General features: G+C 68.6%; 19 protein-coding genes. 10 read left to right on the top strand and 9 right to left on the bottom strand.

The window, feature by feature from the left end:
- Nucleotides 1–477 precede the first annotated feature (477 nt).
- From CV1CTNOD_RS05175 to rfbD, 4 genes are all read right to left on the bottom strand, one after another.
- Nucleotides 478–2286, bottom strand: a complete 1809-nt coding sequence (locus CV1CTNOD_RS05175; protein WP_347402894.1) for a hypothetical protein — start codon at nucleotides 2284–2286, stop codon at nucleotides 478–480.
- Nucleotides 2286–2489 carry a hypothetical protein gene (locus CV1CTNOD_RS25420; protein ID WP_207386195.1) on the bottom strand — a complete coding sequence of 68 codons (204 nt, stop codon included), beginning with the start codon at nucleotides 2487–2489 and terminating at the stop codon, nucleotides 2286–2288. The genes CV1CTNOD_RS05175 and CV1CTNOD_RS25420 overlap by 1 nt, the downstream gene beginning before the upstream one ends.
- Nucleotides 2489–4096, bottom strand: coding sequence for a methionine--tRNA ligase (metG, locus tag CV1CTNOD_RS05170; protein ID WP_242606384.1), 1608 nt, complete (start codon nucleotides 4094–4096; stop codon nucleotides 2489–2491). The genes CV1CTNOD_RS25420 and metG overlap by 1 nt, the downstream gene beginning before the upstream one ends.
- 230 nt (nucleotides 4097–4326) lie before the next feature.
- A complete protein-coding gene (rfbD, locus tag CV1CTNOD_RS05165; RefSeq protein ID WP_207386194.1) occupies nucleotides 4327–5208 on the bottom strand; it encodes a dTDP-4-dehydrorhamnose reductase in 882 nt (293 codons plus the stop codon).
- Between the two features lie 179 nt (nucleotides 5209–5387).
- On the opposite strand from rfbD, the gene CV1CTNOD_RS05160 reads away from it, so the two are divergent.
- The gene (locus tag CV1CTNOD_RS05160; RefSeq protein ID WP_131785002.1) at nucleotides 5388–7406 is read left to right on the top strand and encodes a glycosyltransferase family 39 protein; all 2019 of its coding nucleotides are present in this window, start codon (nucleotides 5388–5390) and stop codon (nucleotides 7404–7406) included.
- On the opposite strand, the gene CV1CTNOD_RS05155 is transcribed toward CV1CTNOD_RS05160, so the two are convergent.
- Complete coding sequence (locus tag CV1CTNOD_RS05155) at nucleotides 7299–8372, bottom strand: glucose-1-phosphate thymidylyltransferase (RefSeq protein WP_131785001.1); 1074 nt, start codon at nucleotides 8370–8372, stop codon at nucleotides 7299–7301. The genes CV1CTNOD_RS05160 and CV1CTNOD_RS05155 overlap by 108 nt on opposite strands.
- A 549-nt stretch (nucleotides 8373–8921) precedes the next feature.
- On the opposite strand from CV1CTNOD_RS05155, the gene CV1CTNOD_RS05150 reads away from it, so the two are divergent.
- The 3 genes from CV1CTNOD_RS05150 (at nucleotide 8922) to CV1CTNOD_RS05140 (ending at nucleotide 13886) form a co-directional block, all read left to right on the top strand.
- Nucleotides 8922–10703 (top strand): LCP family protein, encoded by a 1782-nt coding sequence (locus tag CV1CTNOD_RS05150; protein WP_131785000.1) that lies wholly within the window; start codon nucleotides 8922–8924, stop codon nucleotides 10701–10703.
- A gap of 437 nt (nucleotides 10704–11140) precedes the next feature.
- Nucleotides 11141–12751, top strand: a complete 1611-nt coding sequence (locus CV1CTNOD_RS05145; protein ID WP_242606372.1) for an LCP family protein — start codon at nucleotides 11141–11143, stop codon at nucleotides 12749–12751.
- Between the two features lie 124 nt (nucleotides 12752–12875).
- Nucleotides 12876–13886, top strand: coding sequence for a TIGR03089 family protein (locus CV1CTNOD_RS05140; protein ID WP_131784999.1), 1011 nt, complete (start codon nucleotides 12876–12878; stop codon nucleotides 13884–13886).
- Between the two features lie 9 nt (nucleotides 13887–13895).
- On the opposite strand, the gene CV1CTNOD_RS05135 is transcribed toward CV1CTNOD_RS05140, so the two are convergent.
- On the bottom strand, nucleotides 13896–14453 hold the full coding sequence (locus tag CV1CTNOD_RS05135) for a beta-class carbonic anhydrase (RefSeq protein ID WP_131784998.1): 558 nt from the start codon (nucleotides 14451–14453) through the stop codon (nucleotides 13896–13898).
- A gap of 550 nt (nucleotides 14454–15003) precedes the next feature.
- On the opposite strand from CV1CTNOD_RS05135, the gene CV1CTNOD_RS05130 reads away from it, so the two are divergent.
- Together CV1CTNOD_RS05130 and CV1CTNOD_RS05125 are read left to right on the top strand one after the other, a co-directional pair.
- Entirely contained in the window at nucleotides 15004–15513 is a 510-nt protein-coding gene (locus CV1CTNOD_RS05130; RefSeq protein WP_131785032.1) for a GtrA family protein, read from the top strand.
- A gap of 448 nt (nucleotides 15514–15961) precedes the next feature.
- The gene (locus tag CV1CTNOD_RS05125; RefSeq protein WP_165485318.1) at nucleotides 15962–18103 is read left to right on the top strand and encodes an Hsp70 family protein; all 2142 of its coding nucleotides are present in this window, start codon (nucleotides 15962–15964) and stop codon (nucleotides 18101–18103) included.
- A 126-nt stretch (nucleotides 18104–18229) separates the two neighbouring features.
- Here CV1CTNOD_RS05125 and CV1CTNOD_RS05120 read toward each other — a convergent pair whose 3' ends face one another.
- The gene (locus tag CV1CTNOD_RS05120) at nucleotides 18230–18760 is read right to left on the bottom strand and encodes a PH domain-containing protein (RefSeq protein WP_131784996.1); all 531 of its coding nucleotides are present in this window, start codon (nucleotides 18758–18760) and stop codon (nucleotides 18230–18232) included.
- Between the two features lie 141 nt (nucleotides 18761–18901).
- Entirely contained in the window at nucleotides 18902–19687 is a 786-nt protein-coding gene (locus CV1CTNOD_RS05115; RefSeq protein WP_131784995.1) for a biotin--[acetyl-CoA-carboxylase] ligase, read from the bottom strand.
- Between the two features lie 285 nt (nucleotides 19688–19972).
- Here CV1CTNOD_RS05115 and CV1CTNOD_RS05110 point away from each other — a divergent pair, with 285 nt between their 5' ends.
- From CV1CTNOD_RS05110 to CV1CTNOD_RS05095, 4 genes are all read left to right on the top strand, one after another.
- Complete coding sequence (locus tag CV1CTNOD_RS05110) at nucleotides 19973–21580, top strand: acyl-CoA carboxylase subunit beta (protein ID WP_131784994.1); 1608 nt, start codon at nucleotides 19973–19975, stop codon at nucleotides 21578–21580.
- A gap of 111 nt (nucleotides 21581–21691) precedes the next feature.
- Nucleotides 21692–21937, top strand: a complete 246-nt coding sequence (locus CV1CTNOD_RS05105; RefSeq protein WP_131784993.1) for an acyl-CoA carboxylase subunit epsilon — start codon at nucleotides 21692–21694, stop codon at nucleotides 21935–21937.
- Nucleotides 21938–22287: 350 nt separating this feature from the next.
- A complete protein-coding gene (locus tag CV1CTNOD_RS05100) occupies nucleotides 22288–24054 on the top strand; it encodes an acetyl/propionyl/methylcrotonyl-CoA carboxylase subunit alpha (protein WP_131784992.1) in 1767 nt (588 codons plus the stop codon).
- A 50-nt stretch (nucleotides 24055–24104) separates the two neighbouring features.
- Nucleotides 24105–24590: a DUF5313 family protein gene (locus CV1CTNOD_RS05095; protein WP_165485317.1), complete on the top strand. Its 486-nt coding sequence runs from the start codon at nucleotides 24105–24107 to the stop codon at nucleotides 24588–24590.
- Between the two features lie 64 nt (nucleotides 24591–24654).
- Here CV1CTNOD_RS05095 and CV1CTNOD_RS05090 read toward each other — a convergent pair whose 3' ends face one another.
- Nucleotides 24655–26097 (bottom strand): NAD(P)H-quinone dehydrogenase, encoded by a 1443-nt coding sequence (locus CV1CTNOD_RS05090; protein ID WP_131784991.1) that lies wholly within the window; start codon nucleotides 26095–26097, stop codon nucleotides 24655–24657.
- Between the last annotated feature and the right edge of the window lie 131 nt (nucleotides 26098–26228).

The raw sequence follows: 26228 nt of genomic DNA, 5'->3' as shown, positions 1-26228 counted from the left end.
GGTCCGATCAACACTGATCCGGCCGGAGCGGCCGCGGTCAGGCCAACCGGAGCGACCGGAGCAACCATGGCCGGGCCAGCCGGGGCTGATCCGGGCAATCGCCGTGTTGGCGATGGGTACGGTCCTGGTCTTCGTCCTGGCGGTCGGGGCGGTCAGTGCCCAGCGGACCAGGCAGATCCGAGCGAGCGCGGCCGGCCCACTGTTACTCGGCGACATGCGGGAGCTGGTCGCCGTCCAGCGGCGGACGTCCAGGCCGGGCGACGTCCAGATCGTGATCCCCGGGCGGTGGGACGAACGGCAGTGGCACAAGGCCCAGCAGTACTACGTGCAGTACTACGCCGACTATCCAACGACGGACACGTCGGGAACGCCGGTCGCCGAAGCGGACACGCTCGTCCTGCCTCCGCTGGGCTGGGATGCCTCGATCCCATCGTTCCTCGCCGCGCGGCCGCGGGCCGGCACGCTGTACCTGGTCACCTACAACCTGGTGTTCCCCGACGCTGTCCGCAACCTCGACGCCCTGCTCGGCCAGCTCGGCTGGTGCCCGGACGAGCCGGCCCGGCGGTCCTGGCCGCTGACCGGCCAGATCACCCCGTTCACCCGCTGCACGCCTGCGGCGCCCCGGCCGGCACCGGCGGCACCAGCCGAGGCAGCGGCATGAAGCACCCGCGCCAGGGCCGTCCAGCCGAGTACCGCTGCGGCGCCGAGAAGGCCGACGACCGATCCCAGGTAGCGGTAGTCGAAGCCGGCGGTCAGCGCCGCGGGCACGAGCACGGACATGCCCGCGCCGGACGCCAGCCAGAACATCCGACCCGGCCCGGCCAAACCCGATCCGGTCGAAGCGAGCCCGGCGGGATCCGATCCGGACAAACCCGACGCGAGGCACCCTGGCCCGACCGAACCCGATCCGGCGGGATCCGACCCGGCGGGATCCGACCCGGGGCATCCTCGCCCGGCCGAACCGGGCCCTGCCGGATCCGATTCGGCGGCACCCGGCCTGGCGCGGCCTCGCCGGGTGCCGGCCACCGCCGCCACGATGCCGGCGAGCAGACCGGTTCCCACCAGGGGCATGGGCAGGTAGCTCAGACGGCTGTACGTCGAGAGGACCCCGGCGAGCGGCCGGGAGATCCCGGTGAGGACATAGTGGCCGTCGGCGGCATGCGGGTTCTCAGCAGGCAGGACGTTGGTCAGCTCCGCGGGCATCTCCCAGGTCGCCGCCCGCGAGGTCCGCGCGTTCTCGTGCCGGACGGGCGAGAAGTAGCCGATCAGATAGGTAGCCGTGGTGGTGGCCACCATTGCCGGTTGGGCCCGGACGACCTCGGCGGCGAACTGCCCGGCGAGCTCCTCGCGCCCGGCGGGGATGCCGCGGTTGCCCTGGCGCAGCAGCGAGTCGTGGGGCCACAGGTACATGTCGGGTTGTGGGCGCTGCGCCACCGGCCGCGGGTCGCAGAGCGTCCGGAGGTCCTGCCGGGACAGGACGTCACAGTCGGCGAACGGCGCCACCCGTCCGTACAGGAAGAAGCCGGCGTGCGCCGAGACGGAGAAGGCACCCCCGTTCGCCACACTCCAGGTCGAGTAGCCGAGGATCGGCACGGCGGCGGCGAGCGCGAACACCGACAGGCGCACCAACCCACCGCCACCACCGCCACCGCCGCCACCGCCGCCACCGCCGCGACCGCGGCGACCGCGGCGACCGCGGCGACCGCGTGCCCGGACGGCCACGGCGACCAGCGCGACGGCGCCCACGGCAAGTGGGCCGTAACCGACCGGGCGGATCGTCACGGACGTTCCGAGTAACAGCCCCGCGGCGGCGCATGCCCGCACGGCGGGCCGGCCGGGACGGGCAAGCATGATCACCCCGCCGGCGGCCAGCGCCCCGAACAGGCTGTCCGCGAGGACGAACTGGCCGAGGTCGAGCACCCACGGCCACAGCAGGACGGGCGCGGCGGCACAGGCGGCGAGCCAGGGAGCGCGTACGGCGCGAAGCGCGACGGCGTACAGGCCCACCCCGGCCATGAACGTCAGCAGATGCTGGACGATCACGAGCCTGGTGAGATGGGCGTGGCCGTCGATCAGCAAGAGGAACATCGGGTAGCCGGACGGCCTCCAGTCCCCCGGCCACAGGCCCGTCCATGCCTGGTCGAGGTAGGCGGCCGAGTCCCCGAGGTACATGATCGAAGGCGGGTACGCGACGGTGACCAGCGCGCGCAGGACGCCCCCTGACGCGGCGATCCCGACGAAGACGGCATGCCGCCGCATCGCGGCTCCCAGCGCCCGACCGCCCATCAGCCGACCGCCCGCCAGCCAGCCGATGCCCGGCCGGCCAACGCCCGACTATCCGCCAGTCGACCGCCAGCCATCCGGGTGCCCAGCAGCCGGCCGCCAGCCAGTCGACCGGCCAGTCGACCACCGGCCGCCTGGGTGCCCAATGGCCGGGCGCTCGGCATCCGACCGCCCACCGCCCGGCCCCCCGGTGGCGCCGCGGGCATCACCCCAGAGCGTCTGGATCGAGCTTGGTGAACAACGCCCCCGACCAGGTCAGGGTGTGACCGGCCGGCACGGGCTGGCGCTCCCAGACGTCCAGGCTGATGCCGAGGACGTCGGCCAGCTGGGCCGAGGTGAACGGCAGGAACGGCGCGAGCGCGGTCGTGATGCCCGAGATCGCCTGGATCGACACGGCCAGGCTGCGCCCGGCCCGGTCGGGGTCGGCCTTGACCGTCTTCCACGGTTCCTCGCGGTAGAGGTAGGCGTTCACCTCGGCGGAGATCTCCATGGCGGCCCGCAGCGCCGCCCGCAGCTCCACCCGCTCGATCAGTTCGCCCACCCGTACCAGACCCGCGTCCACCGACTCGATCAGTTTGGCGTGCACGCCGTCGAGCTCCCCGGTGTCGGGCAGGCGCCCGTCGAAACGCTTGCCGATCTGGGCCATCACCCGGTTGACCAGGTTGCCCCAGTTCGCGATCAGCTCGTCGTTGATCCGCCGGATGATGTCCGCGTCGGTGATTTCGGTGTCGTTCTGTTCCGGCAGCACTGTCGCGAGGGCATAACGCAACGCATCCGGCTGGAGCCGGTCGAGGTACTCCCGGACCCCGCGCCCGATCCCCGCGGACTTCGACGCCTTTGCCCCACCGAACGTCACGTACTGGTTGGCCGGGACGTCCGTCGGCAGCTCCAACCCGCCGTAGCCGATCAGCATCGCCGGCCAGATCACCGTGTGGAACGGGATGTTGTCCTTGCCGACGAAGTAGTAGCTGGACGCGTCCGGGTTCTGCCACCAGTCACGCCATGCGTCCGGATCGCCGGCCCGGATCGCCCATTCCTTGCTCGCCGACAGGTAGCCGATCACGGCCTCGAACCAGACGTAGATCCGCTTGCCCGGACCGAGCTCGTCGGTGGGCAGCGGGACGCCCCAGTCCAGGTCGCGGGTGATGGCCCGGTCGTGCAGGCCGTCCTTGACGAACTGCAGGGACCAGTTCATGACGTGCCGGCGCCAGCCGCTGCGGGTTTCCAACCACGCCAGCAGGTCGTCGGCGAGCGCGGACAGCCGCAGGAAGAAATGGGTGGTGGCCCGTTTCTCCGGAACCGCGCCGGTGAGCTTGCTGCGCGGGTCGAGCAGGATGTCCGGATCGAGGGTGCGGCCGCAGTTCTCGCACTGGTCGCCGCGGGCCTCGCCGTACGCACAGAACGGGCAGGTTCCGACCACGTACCTGTCGGGCAGGAAGCGACCGGCCTGCGGATCGAAGAACTGGACGGTCTCCTCGGAGGTGATGTAACCGGCCTCCCGCAGCCGGGTGAAGACGTCCTGCGCGACCTCGCGATGGTTGTCGGTCATCGTCGAGGTGAACAGGTCGAAGCTGATCCCGAGATCGTCCCAGATACGCAGGAACTCCGGGTGGTAACGGTTGACGATCTCAGCCGGCGATACGCCATCGATGTCGGCACGCACAGTGATAGGCGTGCCGTGGGCGTCACTGCCCGACACCATGAGCACCCGGCTGCCCGCCATCCGCTGGTAGCGGGCGAAGATGTCGGCCGGTAGGTAGGCGCCGGCGATGTGCCCCAGATGGGGCATGCCGTTAGCATACGGCCATGCCACCGCAACCAGGACATGCCTGCCCTGCCCCCGCGAAACGGTCGAACCACTGGTCTCGGTCGCCTGCGAAGCGGGCGAAGCACCGGTCTTGGTCGTCACGCTCCCAACGGTAGCGCTCGCCACCGATGCTTCTCGACAGGGTTTCCCAACAACGGTAGGCTCCAGGCCGCAAGCGGTCCCGCCGGCCTGGCCCGCGACGCGCCAGGCGCCCACGGCGTCAGGCACGCGGAACGTCAGGCCCGCAGGACGTCGCCGGACTCCGCGAAGGCCGCGGCCAGCGCGTCCCGCCAGGGGCGCAGCGGTCGCAGCCCCGCGTCCGTCCACGACCGGGACGACAACACCGAGTAGGCCGGGCGTGGCGCGGGGCGCGGGAACGCGTCCGTCGTCGTCGGCCTGACCTTCTCCGGGTCCATCCCGAGTTCGGAGACGATCGCGCGGGCGAACCCGAACCAGGTCGTGTCGCCACCACCGGTGCAATGGTAGAGACCGCTCCCGGCACCTGCGGCTACAAGATCGATCATCCCGGCAGCAAGATCCACCGACCAGGTCGGGGAGCCGCGCTGGTCGTCGACGACGGCAAGCGTGTCGCGCTCACGGGCGAGCCGCGCGATCGTCCGGACGAAGTTGCGCCCGGACGCGCCGTACACCCACGCGGTCCGCACCACATAGGACGACGGGCACAACGCGAGCACGGCCTGTTCACCGGCGAGCTTGGTCCGCCCGTATGCCGAGCGCGGCGCGGTCGGGTGGTGTGTTTCGTACGGTTTGTCGGCGGTCCCGTCGAAGACGTAGTCGGTGGAGACATGCACCAGGGTCGCGCCGACCTCCGCGCATGCGGCGGCCAGATGTGCCGGCGCGGTGACGTTGACGGCGTAGGCCCCCGTCTCGTCGGACTCGGCACCGTCCACATCGGTCCAGGCCGCGGTGTTCACGACCACGAGACCACCCTGGATCTTCGCCGGCCGGGCCTGGTCGCGGACGACGGCCCGTACCCGCGCCGGATCGGTGATGTCCAGCTCGGCACGGGTGAACCCCGCCCAGGTACGGACCCGTTCATCCGACTCCAGCAGCCGGCACAGGTCCACCCCGAGCTGGCCACCGGCTCCCGTCACCATCACGCGCACCCGGCAAGTGTCGCAGACCCAATACCCGGCCGGATTCGCACCTACGACCTATGAAATCACATGTAGTAGCCATACAATTGCCAACGGCAATTGTATGGCTAAGCTAAGAGCGGCCTGCTGACCGCGGGCGCAGCTGACCAACGGCGGCCGGCTGCCGTCGTCCTGGAGAGATGACGATCGTCGATTACGCAGAGATCAAGATCGCATGGCCGACGGCCGAGATCCCACGGCAACCGGGCCCGGACGCCGGCGCCCGCCGCAGGCAGCCCAGCGCCGACCCCCCTGCCACCGGTGTGCCATGTCCACGTGCCCGCCGGCCCCGGCCGCCGCGGGCAGTCGTGCTGGTGACCGTGCTTCATTTCGCGCTGCTGCTGACCTACTCGTTCACCTTCACCACCTGGATGGGCTATGACGAGGCCCAGCACGTCGACATGGTCTACGGCCTGCAGCACGGTTCCGGCTGGCCGGCACCCGGTGAACGGATCATCTCCGCGGGAGTCGCCGCGACCTCGGACGACTTCGACCGCGGCCGTTACGCCCAGATGTTCCAGTCGGGCGGCAGGAACAGTGGCGAACCCCCGTTCGCCGAGATCGATCCGACCCCCCGCGACCAGCGCCTGTCATTCGACGCGCTGGGTGGGCCCGGTCCGGTCACCGACGGCCGGCTGTCCAACCAGATGGTCCAGCACCCGCCGCTGATCTACGTGGTCGGGGCCGCCCTGCTGTCGGCGCTGCCCGGCTCCTCGCACTGGGCCTACGACCAGCAGGTCTGGATCCTGCGCCTGTTGAACATCATCGTCGTGGCCCCGCTGCCGTTGCTCGCCTGGGAAGCCGCCCGGCGGTTCGGGCTGCGCGCGCCGCTGGCCCAGGCCACCGCCGTGATGCCACTGGCCGTCCCCGGGCTCACCCGGGTCGGTGCCACGTTCAACAACGACGGTCTGCTGATGCTGTCGGTGGGCGGGCTGACGGTACTGCTCGCCGGCGTGCTCACCGGCGACATGCGACGGCGGACGGCGGTGGGCGTCGGCCTGCTGCTCGGGCTCGCCTTCCTCACCAAGGCACTCGCCCTGCCCCTGGTGGTCGTGGTTGCCGCCGCCTATCTCGCCGGCTGGGCCCGCCCCCGCCGGTCCCGCCGCTCCTGCCGCCACAGCCCGCGTCGTCACTACAACCGGATTGTTCCCACCCGGGTGTTGCGGGCACCGCCGGTGTGCCCGGCGCTGCTCGCGATCGGGATCGCCTGCGCCACCGGCGGATGGTGGTGGGCCCGCAACTACGTCCTCTACGACGCGGTACAGCCCAACGGATGGGCAACGGAACCCCCACGGCGTGAGCCGATCCTGCTGCCGAAGTCCTTCTACACGTGGTACGAGTACTTCTGGCGGACCATCATCAGCCGGTTCTGGGGCGGTCTCGGGATGTTCGAACCGCCTCAGTTGTCCCCGGTCGCGATCGCCATCGCAACCACAGCCGTGCTGGGATGCGTCATAGCGGCGGTCGTTCGTCCGCCGATCACCGGCGGAGCCCAGGGGCACGGGTTCGCCCGTCTACGCGCGTCTGCGTCCGGACGTCCACTGGTACTGCTCATGCCGATCCTGTTGGCCTATCTGCTGGTGGGCCAGCGTAGCTATTCGGACTACCTGAAATACACCCAGGCCATCGCCATCCAGGGCCGCTACCTGTACATGGGCGTGGTGGGCCTCGCCGTCGTCACCGCTGTCGGTCTCGGCCGGCTGCTGCGCGTGCACGAACGGGCCGCCAGCCTGATCGTCCTGGTCGGCGCACTGGTCATGCAGGCTGCAGCGCTGTGGGCCGTGTGCGCGTACTACTGGCTGCCTCGCGGCGAGTCGGTTCCCCCGCTGCACGTCGCCGAGGTCGTCACCGTGATCGGACGCTGGGCGCCGTTCCCCGCGGGAGTGACGATCGCCACGTTCGTCCTCTGCCTGGTGATCGCCTGCGTGACCGTCGCCGAGATGGTCCGCGAAGCTCGTCTGCGTCCCCGGGGCCGACCAGATGCTCCCGGGCCACTGTCCGGCATCCATCCGGCCGGGATGTCCCAGCTCCGCCCGTACCCGGCCGACCGGTCAGGACGTGGGAGCGACCGAGACGCGGGAGTGGTCGCCGAGCATCAGCCGGTGCGCCCGCGGACGGGCCCCCGACGAGACGACCTCGACATCCCGGCCGATCAGTGAGTCCTCGATGCGCCCGATCCCCCGGATGGTCGCCCGCTCCAACACGATCGAGTACTCGATCTCGGTGTTCTCGATCGTGCACGAGTAGTAGATCGAGGTGAACGGGCCGACATAGGAGTCGACGATCTTCGTGTCCCGACCGATGATCGCCGGACCGCGTACGGTGGACCGCACCAACGACGCGCCCTCCTCGACCACGACTCGGCCGACGACCGTGCTGTCCTCGTCGATCACACCGCGTACGTCCGGCTCCAGCGACTCCAGCAGGTGCCGGTTGGTCTCCAGCATGTCGTCGAGCCGCCCGGTGTCCTTCCAATAGCCCTCGACCATGTGCGGCGCAACCTCGTAATCACCGTCCACGAGCCACTGGATCGCCTCGGTGATCTCCAGTTCGCCGCGCGCGGACGGTTTGATCGCCCGCACGGCGTCATGGACCACCGAGCCGAACAGGTACACCCCGACAAGGGCGAGGTCGCTGAGTGGCTGCTGCGGCTTCTCGACGAGACGCACGATCTGCCCGCCGGGTCCCAGCTCCGCCACACCGAACGCGGACGGGTTGGAGACCTTCGTCAACAAGATGAGGGCGTCCGGCCTGCTCCGGCGGAACTCCTCCACCAGCCCCGAGATCCCACCGATGATCAGGTTGTCGCCGAGGTACATCACGAACGGTTCGTCACCGAGAAAATCACGAGCGACGAGCACGGCGTGGGCGAGGCCCAGCGGTGCCTCCTGACGGATGTAGGTGACCTCGATCCCCAGGCCGGCACCGTCGCCGACGGCGGCCTCGATCTCCGCGGCGGTCTCCCCGACAATGATCCCGACATCCGTGATACCCGCGTCGGCTATTGCTTCCAGCCCGTAGAAAAGCACCGGCTTGTTCGCCACGGGCACAAGTTGCTTGGCCGAGGTGTGGGTGATCGGGCGCAACCGTGTTCCGGAACCACCGGCAAGCACAAGAGCCTTCATGATCCGAACCCTATCGTGCGACTGGACGGCGACCATGCGAGCCCGTACGAGACGAGCCCGTACGAGACGAACCCATACGCGCCGAACGGCATTGTTTCGGCAACGGCTGTGCTGTTGCGACGCGCCCCGGTGCCGGCTGGAGGCCGCGGGAACGCGGGACTCGCCGCGTCCCGCGGCATCCCCGCAACGGGTGCGTCGCGCCTACGACGGGTACCTTCAACAATCAGGACCACAGTTGTCCACCGTGGCCATGGCATCAGTCATGACATCGGCGGTAGAGGGGTAATGCCGCGATGAATCCGGAACCCGACCCGCGAACAGCGGCAAGGCTACCGGCATACCGACCGAAGGCGACGTGACCATGGCGCCGGAGGCCCGGACAACCCGGCGATACGCCGGACGCGGCGCCACTTGAGGCCGCCACTTGGGACATAGTGGTACTGGGACATAGTGGTACACAGGACCATATCGGGGGCGTGGGACACATCGGACGGCGTACATGCTTGTGAACCGGTACCAGGCCATGGTGGGGGTGGGAGGTACGGCACGGTGACCGCTACGGCCAGGGTTCCCGTGGACCAGTCCACCAGCACCGCGGTACACCCGGGCCAGGACTCCTCCGCAGACCCGGATTCTCGGATCAGCGGGCCAACAACTACGCGATCATGGTTCTTTCGCGCCCGGGGGGAGACCCGGCGGCAACGCCGCCTGAGCCAGAAGCTGCTCCTCGCCCTCGCCGGCGTGCTGTCGATGGCAGTCGTCGTGGCGAGCACGGGCGGCTACGTCATCTATCGCTATTTCGACGCTCAGATCAACAGAGTTGCCCTCGCGCTCGGCGACGACCGTGAGCGGCCGGCCGCGGCCCCGCCCGGGACCGCGAACTTCCTGCTGGTCGGGTCGGACAGCCGGGCAGGCACCGGCAACATGTACCAGAGCCAGGAAGTCGTCCCCGGGGAACGCGCGGACACGACCATGCTCGCCCACCTGGATGCGGACGGAACGACCACGCTGGTGTCGTTCCCCCGGGACACCCTTGTGCGCATCCCCGGCCATGGCCGTAACAAGCTCAACTCGGCGATCACGATCGGTGGCCCGTCCCTGCTGATCAAAACGATCGAGAACCTCACCGAGATCAAGATTGATCATTTCGTGTCGATCGATCTCGCCGGTTTCAAGGCCATGACGGACGCCATCGGCGGGGTGACGGTATGCGTCAAGCCGCTGCCGGACGGCGGTACGTCCAACCTGCATGACAACTACTCACAGTGGCATGGCGTCGTGGGTAAGAACCATCTCAACGGCGAGCAGGCACTGTCCTTCGTCCGGCAGCGCTACGGCCTGCCCGACGGGGACTTCGACCGGATCAGGCGCCAGCAGCAGTTCATCAGCACGGTGTTCCAGAAGGCCACCAGCAGCGGTGTGCTCACCAATCCGGCCAGGTTGGAGAGCCTGCTCGCGTCCGCCACCGACGCGTTGACCGTGGACGCCGACACCACCGCCGACGACCTGCGCAACCTCGCGACACGCCTGCGGGGAATGTCCGCGAACGCGATCAGGTTCGAGACCATCCCGGTCCGCCCACCGACCAGGGCCGAAGGCGCGAACGTAGCCGGAGAGCTTGAGCGATTCGGTTCGGTCCAGGTCTACGACGTCGACCAGCTGGAGGCGTTTCTGGCGCCGCTGCGCGGACATGGGAGCTCGGCGGCGCAGCCGTCCGACAGACCCGGGAGTCCAACACCGACGGCGACACCGACGGACCCTGCCGACAGGACGACGCTGGTCCGGCCGTCATCGATCACGCTGGACGTCCTCAACGGCACCACCACGGGTGGCCTCGCGACCAGCGCGGCAAAGGAACTGGCCGCGGCCGGATTCCGGGTCGCCCACGTCAGCAGTGCCGACGACCGGCACGCGGCCACCTCGCTGGTGCGCTACGGCCCGGACGGGCTCGCCGCGGCGCGCACCGTGGCTGCCGCGGTCCCTGGAGCGCAGCTACGCGAGGACCCGTCACTGTCGGCTCACATCACGCTGGTGGTCGGTGCGGGCTTCAAAGGGGTGAACGCGAAGACACTGGTGGCCGGCTCGGGGCCGAGCAGCGGCACGACAGGCGCAGGGGGCGCTACCGGCACAGCCGGCACGACAGACACGACCGGCACAACAGACACGACCGGCACGTCAGCAGGCGCGGGAGGCAGGGAGGGGACGACGGCGGACGACACGACGACGGGCCGGCTCGGCTCGCAGCACGCCCGGCCGAACCCGATGCCCTCACCCCCGGCTCCGGCTCCGGCCGTCACCGCAGCCGAGCTCACCGCCAGCTGTACGTTTTAGGTCTATCAGGCAGGTTCCAGGTCTCCCGGGCAGGTGTCCGGCCATCCCTTGAACGGGCGTCCAGTGTCTGGTTTCTCTCGTTCGGGCACACCAAGTCACCGTCTATGAGCCGGCTAGAATCACTGCGAACCGGGCGTAGCCGGTCTCCCGGATCGTCAGCGCAGCCGATGCCGTCTGCCTTCCGCCGTGTACGGTGCCGGCGCCCGCGTATGGGCCTGCGGCGGACCCGTCCGCCCCGGGCTCATGATCCGCGAACCGCAGCTTGAGTAACAATGATGTTACTTGTGGTTCTTCCCAGTACCCGGTGGTGAGGTGTCGTTCGCCTCATGGCAACGTCAGAGCAGCCTAAAGCGTCCCAATCAGACAGGGCCACGCTGCCTCGTGGACGCCAACACCACCACACCAGTCGCCCCGGCCGAGGAGGATTGAGGAAGCCGGTGAGTCGCAGACCTGCGCGCCGGCTGGCATTGCCCGCCGAGCTCAACCCACGGCTCCCCCTGAGGGCACGCCGTCACGTGCGCTCGCCGCTACGGATGCTGTCAGTCGGGGCGGCCACCGCCCTGTCAGTGCTGGTCCTCGCGGTCAGCTCCATCGGATGGGCGGCATACCGCTACTTCAACAGCTCGGTCACCGGAGTCGCATGGTCGCCCGGCGGCGAGCGGCCGGCCGAACGGCCCGGCGAGATGAACATCCTCCTGCTCGGGGATGACAGCCGTGCGGGTACCAACGGTGAGTACGGCCAGGTCGACGGGGTCCGCTCCGACACCACGATCGTTGCCCACTTCGGGGCGGACAGCGCCGTTACCCTGGTGTCGTTTCCCCGGGACACCCTCGTGAGGGTGGCCCCCGGCATCCCGAAGGCGCCCCGGGACGGCAAGGACAAACTCACCAACATCCTCTCCTACGGCGGCGTGGAAGGGCTCACCCGCACATTGGAGAGCCTGACCAGCCTCAAGATCGATCATTTCATCTCGATCGACCTCGCCGGTTTCAAGACCATGACCGACGCGGTCGGCGGGGTGGACGTGTGCGTTGCGCCGCTGCCAGGTGGTGGCACGTCCAACCTGCACGACAACTATTCGCAGTGGCGAGGAAAGCTCGGCGTCAACCATCTCAACGGCGACCAGGCGCTGGCATTCGTCCGCACCCGCCACGCGCTGCCGGACGAGACCTACCGCGTCGCCCGCCAGCAGCAGTTCCTGTCGAAGCTGCTGGACAAGGCGACCAGCGCGGGCGTCCTCACCAACCCTGTCAAGATCACACAGCTGATCGGCGCCGTCGGCGGCTCGCTCAAGGTCGACAACGGCCTCACCGAGAACGGAGCGATGATCAAACTCGCGCAGCGGCTCAGCGCGGTCGGCGGCGGAAAGGTAACTTTTGTCACCATACCTACCTTTGTGCCGACGAAGTCCGACGGTGCCATCAACGACAAGGGTGAGATACTCCCGCACGGCCAAGTGCTGTTCTATGATCGCGCCGGCCTGGCCGCCCTCCTGGCCCCGCTGCGACCGGCGGCAGACGACATCCCGGCCAGTGGCGGCGGGAGCGGCGACGGGACGACCAGCCAGCCGTTGCTCCCGCCGGGCCAGGTGACCATTGCCGAAGTCCGCAACAAGACCGGCCGCTCCGGTCTGGCCGCGCAGACGACCGGCGCCCTCAACGCCCTGGGATTCGCCGGTTCGATGAAGACCACTACCGGCCCGGCCGGACAGGTCATGACGGAGATCCGCTATCCGGCCGGGCAGGAAAAGGCCGCGCAAACGCTCAGTAGTATGATCACCGGCTCGCAGACCATCGAGGATCCGACCATCAGCCGGGGGCTGGTCCTGGTACTTGGCACCTCGTTCACCGGTGTGACCGACGCGCCGGACCTGCCGACCCAGCCCCTCACCGCGTTGCGGGGGACGGCGGCCGGCTCCGCCGGCGGCGGCGGGACCACTGCCACGAGAGCCACGGAATCAGCCGTCCCAGGATCCGCGACGGCGCCGGGCACGCCCGCCTCAGCGGCACCGCCTGTCGCCCCGGCGAACACGTCCTGCACCCCGTGAACGGGCATACCTACGCCGTAACCGACATACCCGTAACCGACATACCCGTAACCGACACACCACAGTGCTGTCCCCCGTCACCAAGTAACCAACCAGGCTGGCAGTGCACTACCGTGAGCATCCAATGAGTTCATCGACCTTCCCGACCGGACGCCTTCTTGACGGGGTCATCAACGGTGTCCTGGACATCGCTGTGGCCGCCGTGCCCGCTGACGCCCTCGGCTCCTCCGGCCGCCTCGCAGCCGGGGTGGCCGGGGTGGCCGGCGCGGCTCCCCCGGCCGGCGCGGCCGACGTGAGCGGCGTCGCCGCGCTGCTGGCCCGCAGGGTGCGCGCGGACGCGGTACGCCCGCTGCTGACCTTCTACGACGACGCCACCGGCGAGCGGAGCGAACTGTCCGCCGCCACCGTCGACAACTGGGTCTCCAAGACCGCGAACCTGCTCGTCGACACGCTCGGAATCGCTGCGGGTGACACCGTCCGGATAGTCCTACCACCGCACTGGCAAACCGCGGTGGTGCTGCTCGCCGCATGGTCGGCGGGCGCCCGGGTGGCCGTCCAACGGCCCGACGTCGACACCGGTCCGGATGCCGTGTCCGGGACGGACGACCACGACGATCCGCCGGTGGCGGTGTTCGTGACCGAGGACGCCGTGGATGATCCGATCGTGGTCGGCGACGGAGCCGAGATCGTCGCTCTGTCGTTGCGCCCGATGGGCGGACGGCTGGCCCAGCCGGTGCCGGGAGTACTCGACTTCGCGGGCGAGGTCCTCAGCCACGGCGACCGCTTCACCGCGCCGGTGCCGCCGGCAAATCAGCGGACCTTGACGCGTCTGGCCACCTACTACGCGCAGGCCTGGGACCTGACCGAACAGGACCGTATCCTGACCACGGCCGGCTACGACACGCCCGACGGGCTGCTCGGCGGGCTACTGTCTCCCCTGGCCGCCGGAGCGTCGGTGGTCCTGTGCCGCCACCTTGACCGGGGGCTGCTCGACCGGCGGATCGCCGTCGAGCGCGTCACGGCGGTGTGCGGGCTGGCCGCGTCAGAACCGGCAGCGTCAGGACCGGCAGAGCCGGGACCCGGCTTGGGACAGGCACCAACCGGCGTCCGACGCCTCGGGACCGTGTCACGGTGACGACACCGGTCAGGCCGAGACCTCCCGCAGGGCACCACTCGCCACGTCGTAGATGAAGCCCCGGACCGACGTCGTGGCGGCCAGGAAGGGGTTGGAGCGGAGCAGCGAAATGGACAACCGCACGCTCGCTTCAAGATCATCAAATGCGTGGACGGGCCAGTCCGGTCGGGACCCCGTGCGTTCGAGCAGTTTGTTCCGGAATCCCTCGTCGGTGATCGTGACCATCCCGCACTGGGTGTGGCGCAACAGGATGATCTCAGTGGTGCCCAGCTCGTGCTGGCTGACCGCCAGCGAACGAATCATGTCGTCGGTGACCACTCCGCCCGCGTTACGCAGGACGTGCGCGTCACCTTCGCCGAGGCCCAGCAGGGCGTGCACGTCCAGGCGCGCATCCATGCAGGCCAGAACCGCAACTCCGGTAGTCGGGCGGGCCGGACGGGCCCGCATCGGCTCGCCACCGGTCCGCCGGGCGGCCGCGAACTCCGCGGCGCGCCCCGCCAGCATGTCGGTGGCGCTGCGAGAGCGTTCCAGCCGCGATGGATCATCGCGGGCGTCGACCGTGGTCATGGTTGTACAACCTCCATCGGCGCGGTGGACACACGAGACAATGGACACATGGGGACGGTGGACGCGCAGCGGATGCCGACCCATGAGGCACACGGCAACGTCGCCGTGAAGGTCGCTGTGGAACCCACCGACAGTGCGTGACGCTTCGTCGCGACCCGGCGGGCACTTCTCCGGGACACCGGGCGTCGGGCCGTCACTACAACTGGCCTCAACCAGCATGACGCGGCCACGCCGATTCCGCCAGCGGTTCACCGCGTCCCGCATCGTCATGATGCCGACCCGGCGCCAAGCCGGGCCAGGCCCACAATGCATCGCCCCACGGGGCACGGGTCATACTTACCGCGAGGGGATCAGTCCACTGAGCAACCCGAGGACATGGTGTCGGCGGGTTGCGCAACCAGCAGGCCAACGGCGACCGCGATCACGACTTTGCCTACGCCGTTGGAGATCGCTGGGAACCTGGGGGGGTCGGATGAGCCTATGGAAGCTGTCTGTACGCTCAGCCGGTGACACAAACCGGTCAAGGTCATATGAGGTGAGCGTGGCAACGATGGACGGCGGTTCCAAACGGTCGCGCTGGCAGCTACTTGTTCATGAAATGGCGAAGTTCGGTGTCGTCGGCGGCTTCTGCTACTTCGTCGACGTCCTCATCTCCAACCTGGGCCACGGCCTTTTCGGCATGGGTTGGCTCAGTGCGAAAACCGTCTCCACCATCGTGGCCGCAACCTGTGCCTATATCGGTAACCGGCACTGGTCCTTCACGCACCGGGCACGTACTGGCCTACGGCGTGAATACACTCTTTTCGTGATCCTCAACGGCATCGGGCTCGGGATCGCCCTAGGGTGCCTCGGGATCGCCCGCTACGTGCTGGGCCTGGACAGCGTGCTGGCCTTCAATCTAGCCGGAAACGTGGTCGGTACCGGCCTCGGGACCATCTTCAGGTTCTGGGCGTACAAGCGGTGGGTCTTCCTGCATCCCGACGATCCGAAGGCCGCGCTATATGCCGCAGCCGATGCTCAGCGTAGTCAGAGCCTGCCCGAGCCGGTAGGCCGTCTGTAACTGCGGAAAAGCCGCCGGTAACCGCAGGGAACAGGCGGTATCGAAACAGATACTCCCGGGTTTTCAACACGATTCTTTCCCGTCGCGGCTTGCGCTGCGCAACACTTTTCGCGGCGGCCCGGCCGGCGCCGGGCCAGGTCCCGGACAACAGTCACACAACATTTTGGACAGCAGTCACACAATGCGCCGGTCACATGCGGAGAGGTCGATGATCTCGCCGTCCCGTACCGGCGCCCACACGCCGTCGAGCCGGGAATCCGCCAGATGGCGACCGTGCGTAGTATCGGCAACGTTCGCAGGCGCACCGGGCGACTTCGCTCCGCCTCGGGCGCCGCCACCATCATGCCTGCCCCCATGACCCGGACCACGGCCACCGTACTGGATGAAGGCTGTCATATTCGGGCAAACCGGATCAGAAGATCCGCATAATTACCTACCGGGGGGAGACGTGGCAACCGGACTGACACTCGCCGTCGACATCGGCACCGGCTTCACCACCGCCGCGGTTGCCGTCGACGGCCGGCTGGAACCGTTACGGCTTGCTCCGGACGGACCGATGCGTGCTGTTGTCAGCCTGAGCCACGACGGCCGGCTGTTGACCGGCTCGGCCGCCGCCGACATCGCGGCAACGCATCCTGACCGCGCGCAACCCTGCCCCCTGCAGGCTCTGGAGAACACCGACCAGGTGCAGCTCGGCAGCACGGTCATCCCCACGATCGAGCTGATCGCGGCCGTCCTGCGGCAGGTCGTACACGAGGCAACGCGTCACAGCGCAGGCCCGCCGCCGGCACAGGTGGTCCTCACGGCACCCGTCCGGTGGAGTGGCGCCGAGGTCGACCGGCTCCGGGCTGCCGCATTCAGGGCGGGCCTGACCAACGTCACCCTGCTCCCGGAACCGATTGCGGCAGCCCGCTGGCAGGCCGACCCGGCCGGCCTCCGGCCGGGGTCGACCATCGCCGTCTATGATCTCGGCGCCGCAACCTTCGCAGCAACCATTCTCACCGCGACACCCGGCGGGTTCGAGATCCGCGGCGAGCCCGGTGGCAACCCCGACTTCGGGGGCAACAAGATCGACGATATCCTGCTGCGCAGAGTCGCGGACCGTGCCGGCAAGACCGATTCACGCGCCTGGAACGCGTTGTGGGCCGACCCGAGCCCGTCCGGTCAGCAGCTGCACACCCGGATACGCCAGCAGGTCGTCGCGGCGAAGGAAGCGCTGTCGACCACGACCAGCCATACCGTCCGGGTCGGCGGATCCGTGGGAGACGTCGAGATCACCCGAGCGGATCTGGAAGCCTCGATCGACGGCGAGTTGCGCGCCACCGTGACGGAGCTGATCCGGACGGCCGAGAACGCGGGTGTGCGGCCGGGCGAGCTCGCCGAGATATTTCTCGTCGGCGGATCAGCCCAGATACCCCGGATATCAGCACTGTTGCTGGAGATGAGCGGCGTTCGGCCCCGACCCCCACACGATCCTCAATACGCGATCCCGTTGGGCGCGCTGCTCACCGTCGGCGCGGTGGGCAGCCCCACGGCGCCAGGGTATGGAGCGGGATACGCGGCCACGGCAACCGGCGGGGTTGCAACAGCCGGCGGGGCCGCTGCTGCGCACTCCGGTTCGGACCCCAACGCGACCCGCATTCTCCCGGAATCCGCCACGAGCGCGGCGGCGGTTGGCCCTGACGCGGATCCGCGCCACGGACAGGAGCAGCACCCGTCCGGAGCGCGAGGGCAGTACCCGTCCGGAGCACAGGACCAGTACGTACCCACCGCCCGGTATCCGTTCGGTCAGTTCCCCTCCGGCCCCCACAGCCCCTATACGCCGCAGACCAGCCCTCAGGGTAACCTTACGCCAGTAGGCGGATACCCTCCGCCTACTGGATACCCGCCACCGGGTGCGTACCCGGCAGGCCCGTACCCGGCAGGCGGGCCATCGGGACGACCGGCGTCGAGACGGACAGGACTGATCGCCGGGATCGCCGCGGCGGTGCTCATCGCCGTCGCCGTCCCGGTGATCGCGCTGACCGCGGCTAGTTCGGACAACCCGAAGACCGGACCATCCGCCGGCCCGACCCTGCCGGTGATCCCCGCGGGGCCGACGAGCGCCACGACGCCCGCCCGGCCGTCAACCCCCTCCACGACACCATCGACCACCAGCTCCACAGGCGGCCTTACCGCGGCCGAAAACGACCTGGAAGCGATGCTGGACCCCGCCGAAATGACCGACTGTGTGGAAAACTCGGACGACGAGGACTCCGACATAGACGCGTCCCTGAAATGCAGGTCGAACAACGGGACGACGGTACGCGCTTTCCACTACTACGACAGCGGCTCGCTGCACGGCGACATCAAGTACCGGTCGGACCAGATCACCGAGGACGGTGCCTGCCGGAACGGCAGGAACAGTGTCGAGACCTGGCATCTGCGCAGCGACCCGAATGTCGACGTCGGATCGCTGTTGTGTTACTACGACAACGGCTACTACGTCATATTCTGGAGCTACGACGACGATCTCGTCGCCTTCGTCGCCGGGAGCACCGACGCGGCAGCGCTCTTCGAGTGGTGGAAGGGATTCGATCCGCTGACCTGACGGGGCTGTGGTGACCGGGCTGAACAGCGCGCGACTATTGTTTTTTATGTGCTCGGAGACCCGAGGAAACTGTCGACCGAAGAACACGCAGCCTTTGTTTTTTGTGCGCTTGCAGGCCCGAGGAAACTAACGTGAATAACCGCCGTCGTCGGCGGGACCGCGCAGCCGTATCGCGTTCTCCTCGGCCAGCCGATAGAGCGTGCCGTACACCTCTTCGACGTGGGGCAGGTTCGCCAGCACGATTCGACCGCGTTCTCCCCCGCTTTCGATCGTCAACGTGCCGGATCCCACCAGGCGTTCCCAGAACGAGTGGTCGAACGAGATGTCGTTGAGCCGGAGCAACGGGATGTCACGGCCGTGGCGGGAGAGAATTCCCTCGCGGATGACGACCCGCTCCGTCGTGACGACGTAGTTCGTCGTGATCCACCGCAGCCACGGCCGCAGGCTCGCGAAAAAGAGCAGGACAGCCGCGGCTGTGATGGCAAGCCACTGGGCCGCGTGCTGGAACGAACCCGCCGGAACAGCCAGTACACCGAACAGGGTCAGGCCGAGAAGCACGACGAAGGCCGCCGCCGGTCCGGCCAGCCTGATCCAGTGTGGATGGAGGTGCAGCACGACCTCTTCGTCGCTGGTCAGAATGTTGTCCGGGAATCCCACCCGGCGATCGTCTCACCATCGGGGCAGCGGCCGGGCCGAGGGGTTGGCGGACGCGCCATCCGGCCACGGCGCCATCCGGCGGCAAGGCCGCCCCGGTCAGCGTCGCGCGGCGGCGTCACTGCGCGGTGAAGGCCGCCTTAGTCAGCGGAGGTGGACAACATCCCCCGCGGCGAACGCCCGCCCGTCGACGACCAGCCGGCCGTGATCGTCCACATCGGTCGCGGTTCCTGTGACGGCCGACCCGTCGGGCAGCTCGACCCGCACCTGCTGGCCGAGCGTGTCGCACACCGACCGGTAGGCATCCCCGGCGGTGGCGGGCTCGGCGAGCCACCGCCGATGCACCCTGACCAGCCCCCGCAACAGCTCGATGAGCAACTCGCCACGGCCGACGGCCGGTCGCGACGCCCGCTGCTGGCACAACACGACGCTGGTGGCTCCCGGTGGCAGCTCGTCGATGTCGGTGTCGACGTTGAGGCCCACACCGATAACCACCGCGGCCGTCCCGGACTGGCTGGGAACGGCCTCGGCCAGGATCCCCGCCAGCTTCGCGCCATCCACGAGCACGTCGTTCGGCCATTTGAGGGTCGCCGGTATCCCCGCGAACTCACGCAGCGTCGAGACCAGTGACAGGCCTGTGACCAACGGGAGCCAGCCCAGAACCCCCGCCGGCACGGCAGGCCGCAGCAGTACGGAGAAAGTCAGACCCGCACCCAACGGCGACGCCCACGACCGGTCGAGACGCCCACGACCGGCCCACTGGAGCTCGGCGACGAGCACCTGGCCCTCGCCAGCACCGGCCTTCGCGGCAGCGACAAGATCTGCATTGGTCGAACCGGTCTCCTGGACGACCCGGACATCCAGGCCGTCTCCGGCAAGAGCGGCCGGCAGCAGGCCGCCGTCCAGAGGAAACCGCCGGTGTCGCGTCATCGATGTCCACATGTCAGCCAGAGTGCCACCGCATCCTCACCGCAGACGTATGAAAAACTATATCGCAGCGTAGTTGCACATCCACGGTATCCCAGCGCCGGCCGCAACCGCGCCGGCATGCGCCGGCGGGCTCATGCGGCGGATACCGAATTGTCATGTCTCTGCCAGATCCCTGCCGGGCGCGGCCCGGATGCGGCGGCCCGGATGCGGCGGCGCGCCTGGGGCGCAGCGGCTGTTGCCGGCGAATCGAGCACGTGAGGCCGCGCCGGCCGTACGCTGCCCGGCATGGCGCTTCCCGTTCCCGCTCAGAACCCCTCGCAGGATCTGGCACCCGATCCTCTCACGGCCGCCGGCAAAATCGCCGAGTTGAAGCGAGTGACCGACGAAGCGGTGCATGCCGGTTCCCAACGGGCCGTCGACGCGCAGCACGCCAAAGGCAAGATGACAGCCCGTGAGCGCATTGAGGCGCTCCTCGACCCCGGCTCCTTCGTCGAGACGGATGCCTTCGCCCGGCACCGTGCGCACGACTTCGACCTGGCCCGAAACCGCCCTTATGGTGACGGTGTAGTGACCGGCTACGGCACGGTCGACGGCCGTCAGGTGTGCGTGTTCAGCCAGGACTTCACCGTCTTCGGCGGCAGCCTCGGCGAGGTTCTCGGCGAGAAGATCATAAAGATCATGGATCTGGCTCTGAAGACCGGCTGCCCGGTGGTGGGCATCAACGACTCGGGCGGCGCGCGCATCCAGGAGGGCGTCGTCGCGCTCGGGTTGTACGGCGAGATCTTCTATCGCAACGTGATGGCGTCGGGAGTCGTCCCGCAGCTTTCGCTGATCATGGGTCCGTGCGCCGGCGGTGCCGTGTACTCCCCCGCCATCACCGACTTCACGCTGATGGTCGACCAGACCAGCCACATGTTCATCACCGGTCCGGACGTCATCAAGACCGTGACCGGCGAGGACGTCGGCATGGAGGAGCTCGGCGGCGCCCACACACACAACTCCCGCAGCGGGGTCGCCCACTTCCAGGCCGCGGATGAGCTCGACTGCCTGGAGACCGCCAAGGCGCTGCTGGCGTTCCTGCCGTCGAACAACCTGACAGACGCCCCCGCCTTCGCCGAGGTGGCCGACGTGGAGGCGGAGGTCAGTCCGGAGCTGGACGTGTTCGTCCCGGATTCCCCCAACACGCCGTATGACATGCACACGGTGATCGGCTACCTTCTCGACGACGGTGACTTCCTCGAGGTCCACGCCCAGTTCGCGCAGAACATGATCTGCGGGTTCGGGCGGGTGGACGGGCGTTCCGTCGGCGTCGTCGCCAACCAGCCGATGCATTTCGCTGGCACCCTCGACATCGACGCCAGCGAGAAGGCGGCCCGCTTCGTCCGGACGTGTGACGCCTTCAACATCCCGATTCTCACGTTGGTCGACGTGCCGGGCTTCCTGCCCGGAACCTCGCAGGAATGGAACGGCATCATCCGCCGGGGCGCGAAGCTTATATACGCCTATGCCGAGGCGACGGTTCCAAAAGTGACCGTTATCACACGTAAAGCATACGGCGGCGCCTATGACGTCATGGGTTCGAAGCACCTGCGCGCCGATATCAACCTGGCCTGGCCGACCGCGGAAATCGCGGTGATGGGCGCCCAGGGCGCCGTGAACATCATCTACCGCCGCGAGCTCGCCTCCACCGAGAATCCCGACGCCCGCCGCGCGGAGCTGATCGCCGACTACACCGCGCACTTCGCCACCCCGTACATAGCCGCCGAACGCGGATACGTCGACGCGGTCATTCCTCCGTCGGCGACCCGGCGTGAAGTGATCCGGGCTCTTCGGCTGTTGCGGACCAAGCGGGAGTCCCTCCCTCCCAAAAAGCATGGAAACATCCCGCTGTGATCCTGCCGTAACGCTCATGCGGGACGTCCCGGCCACTCCTGCCGATCCTTGCCGTCCCACCGGTGGCGGGGGGGTCGGCGAACGGACCGAGACCCACGAAAGGATGATCAGATGGACAGCGGTGGTGATGGTCGCGCCCCGCACCTTCGGGTGGTGCCGACGAACGCGTCCGCCGAGGAAATAGCCGCCCTGGTAGCGGTGCTCTGCCTACGGGAGGCAGCACCGAGGGCCCCGCAGCCGCCTCCCTCGGGTTGGACGGACCGGTCCACGGCATTTCGGCAGAGCGTGCATTCCGGACCGGACGTGTGGCGCCGGACAGGGTTCACTCAAGGTATCCGAACACGCGCCGACTGGTAATTTTGTGATCACAACCCGATATCGCCGACCAGTGCGCAAGGCCCGGCATCCGGTCCGGCATCGCGAAACGACGTGAATGACAGGTTTGAGAGGCGTTGGGGAAGCGCATTCCCCGGCGCCTCCTACGATCATGTATGGGATCATGGCGATACACCATTAACGCGACTCCGGCAAGCGCAGATCCGACCAACAGACCCGCCCGATCAATGTCGGTGATCAGGTCCGCCGGAGGGACCACTGCCCCGGCAGTACACGACCTGCCCGACGATTCCTTTTGACAGCGCCAGAACAACAGCCTGCACCGCCGAACTCGCCTAGACTCAGCCACGCTGAACGAGGACGGGAGAAACGTGCGTAAGATCCTCATTGCCAACCGGGGAGAGATCGCTGTCCGGGTTGCCCGGGCATGCCGCGACGCCGGGTATGCCAGCGTCGCCGTGTACGCGGAGCCCGACATCGACGCTCTGCACGTACGCATCGCGGACGAAGCGTACGTCCTCTCCGGCAGCACGCCGGGTGATTCGTACCTGCGGATCGACAAGATTCTCGACGCGTGTCGCACCAGCGGCGCCGACGCCGTCCATCCCGGATACGGCTTCCTGTCGGAAAACGCCGACTTCGCCGAGGCCGTCATCGACGCCGGGCTGACCTGGATCGGACCGCCACCCGAAGCGATCCGGCGCCTCGGTGACAAGACCGCGGCCCGCCACATCGCCCTCGCCGTAGGCGCACCGCTGGCACCGGGCACCGCCGACCCGGTCGGGGGCGTGGACGAGGTCGTGGCCTTCGCCGACCAGTACGGACTGCCGGTCGCGATCAAGGCCGCGTTCGGGGGCGGTGGCCGCGGGCTCAAGGTCGCTTGGAACGCCGAGGAGCTACCCGAGCTGTTCGAAAGCGCGGTGCGTGAGGCCACCGCCGCCTTCGGCCGCGGTGAGTGCTTCGTGGAGCGCTACCTCGACCAGCCACGCCACGTCGAGACCCAGATCCTCGCGGACAGCCACGGCACGGTCGTCGTCGTCGGCACTCGGGACTGCTCCTTGCAGCGGCGCTACCAGAAGCTCGTCGAGGAGGCGCCGGCACCGTTCCTCACCGAGGCCCAGCACGACTCGCTCTACGAGGCGTCCCGCGCGATCTGCCGGGAGGCCGGCTACGTGGGAGCGGGGACGGTCGAGTTCCTCGTCGCCCGGGACGGCATGATCAGTTTTCTCGAGGTCAACACCCGACTGCAGGTCGAGCATCCCGTCACCGAGGAGACCAGCGGCATCGATCTCGTCCGGGCGCAGTTCCGGATCGCCGAAGGTGAGGCGCTGGACCCGGTCGACCCGACCCCACGGGGGCACTCGATCGAGTTCCGCATCAACGGTGAGGATCCAGGCCGCAGCTTCCTGCCGGCGCCGGGAACGGTCACCCGGTTCGTCGCGCCCACCGGGCCGGGCGTGCGCGTCGACACCGGCGTCGAATCCGGCAACGTGATCGGTGGTGCCTTCGACTCGCTGCTTGCCAAGCTGATCGTCACGGGCGCGACCCGTACCGAAGCCCTGCAACGCGCTCGTCGCGCCCTGGACGAGATGGCCGTGGACGGCATGGCCACGGTCCTGCCGTTCCACCAGGCCGTCGTGCGGGATCCGGCATTCGCACCGGTCGACGCCACCGAACCGTTCCGGGTGCACAACCGCTGGATCGAGACCGAGTTCGACAACATCATCCCCGTCTTCACCGGCGGGGTGGACGCCGACACCGAACCGGCGGCACGGGAGTCGGTCGTCGTGGAGGTCGGCGGTCGGCGCCTCGAGGTCGTCCTGCCCGCGGGCTTCGGGACGGCCGCCGCGGGCGGCCCCGCTGCCGGGGGAACGGCCCGGCCACGGCGGCGGTCGGGCACGAAGGCCGCCCGCGCGGCCACCGGGAACGAGCTGACCAGCCCGATGCAGGGGACCATCGTCAAGATTGCGGTCAGTGACGGGGACACGGTCGAGGCCGGTGACCTTGTCGTCGTCCTGGAAGCCATGAAGATGGAACAGCCGATCACCGCGCACCGGGCGGGCACCGTGACGGGGCTCACCGCAACCGTCGGTGGGGTCGTTTCCAGCGGCGCAGTCCTCTGCGAGATCAAGGATTAGCAAGGACCAGCCCGACCGGTTCGGTCCTGTTCGTTCGTAGGCTTGAGGCCATGGGCGCTGACAGCACGGGTAAGGACGGGGCTTCCTCGGAGAGGTCGGTGGAGTCGGGCGGCGCGGCGCCGGTACCGCCCGAGCGTCCTCCACTGACCGGCCGGGTGTACTACTTGGTGGGCGGGACGCTGCCTCCGCGGTACAACCGGTGGATCGCCCACGATCTGACCGGTCCGCGGTGGCGCATCCGACAGGCGTCCCGGCCACCGCTGCTCATGTTGCCGTTCGCCATCATGTTCGCGCTGCTGCCCGGCCGGCTGGACGTCCGGCTCACCCTCTCGATCTTTCTTCTGGTAGCCGCGGTGGGTCTGGGGTTCGCCACCGGCGGTTACTTCCGCAACCGCCGCCTCGTCCAGCACGGGTTCCCCCCGATATTTCCTCCCGAGGAGGAGCAAGACACCGACCACGGCACCGTCGACCACGAGGCTGTCGATCACAGCCGCGCAGGGGTCGATCGCGACCACACGGGGACGGACGACCGCTGACAGGTGCCATTGCCGTACCACGGCACCTTCCAACGACACCTGCCAGCCACGCCCGCCACCCTGGTCAGAAGCTCGCGAACAGGTCCCGGGGCATGGCGATCCGAGCAGCTTCGGTCAACGAGCCGGACACCGACGGGTAGATCGTGAAGGTGTGGGCAACCTGGTCGACGGTGAGACCGTTGGCCACGGCCAGCGAAACCGGGAAGATCATCTCTGATGCTCTCGGTGCCACGACCACCCCGCCGAGGACGCTGCCGCTACCGGGTCGGCAGAACAGCTTCACGAAGCCGTCGGTGATGCCCTGCATCTTCGCGCGCGGGTTGCGCGCCAGCGGAAGGATCGTCGTCTGAGCGGCCACCACACCCGACTCGATCATTTTCTGCGAGATGCCGACCGTCGCGATCTCCGGCTCGGTGAAGATGTTGGACGACACGGTGCCCAGCCGCAGCGGCGTAACCGCCTCGCCGAGCGCGTGCCACATGGCGATCCGGCCCTGCATGGCGGCGACCGACGCCAGCGGCAGCACGCCGGTGCAGTCACCGGCGGCGTACACCCCCGGCACCGATGTTCTCGACATCCGGTCGACCTCGATATGGCCGGTGGCATTACGCCGTATCCCGACCTCGGCGAGCCCGATGTCCGACGTCCGTGGCACCGACCCGACCGCCATCAGGACGTGGCTGCCTGTGATGGTCCGGCCATCCGCGAGATCGACCTCGACGCCGTCGCCGACCCGGCGGGCGGCCTCGGCCCGGGCCCGGCCCAGCACGGTCACTCCTCTGCGCTGGAACACCTCCTCGAGCACCCGGGCGGCGTCGAGGTCCTCCCCGGGCAGCACCCGGTCCCGGGAGGAGACAAGCGTCACGTTCGCGCCGAGCGCCTGGTAGGCGCTGGCGAACTCGGCGCCGGTGACACCGGAGCCGACGACAATCAGATGCTCGGGCAGTTTCTTCAGGTCGTAGAGATGGCGCCAGGTGAGAATTCTCTCGCCGTCCGGTACGACAGTCGGCAGAATTCTCGGTGACGCCCCGGTCGCGATCAGGATGATGTCGCCGAAGAATGCCTCGCCGGAGTCGACCTCGACAGCGTGCGGACCGACCAGCCGGCCGCGGGCGTGCACGACCCGGACGGCCTCCTTCTCCAGCCGGGTCTCGATGTCGCGGGACTGCGCCGCGGCGAGCCCACGCACCCGGGCGTGGACCCGCTCGATGTCCACGCCGACACCAGGAGGTAGCCCCGGACCAGGCACTGCTCCGGCATTCCAGCCCTCCTCCGGCAGGACGCACTCGCCGTCACGCAGCCGGACTCCGAGGGACGGCGCTGCTGCGAGGTCCGTCATCGCGGCCGATGTCGCGATCAACGTCTTGGACGGGACACAGTCGGTGAGGACGCATGCACCGCCCACCCCGTCCGAATCGATGAGCGTGACGAACGCCCCGAGCTCGGCCCCGACAAGAGCCGCCTCATACCCGCCGGGCCCTCCTCCGAGAATGACGATTCGCGGCACCTGCGCGCTCCCTCCGGTGGCCGGGATTCTCACCAGCTATCTTGCCTTGTCCAAGGTGTAAGCAACCATCGCCTGAACAGTCACTCTGCCGCAGTCCGCGAGCACACTCCCACCCGGGCCGGCATCGGGTG

This window comes from Protofrankia symbiont of Coriaria ruscifolia (assembly GCF_900634745.1).
Taxonomy (GTDB): Bacteria; Actinomycetota; Actinomycetes; order Frankiales; family Frankiaceae; genus Protofrankia; species Protofrankia californiensis.
This window is presented reverse-complemented; position numbering and strand designations above follow the sequence as displayed.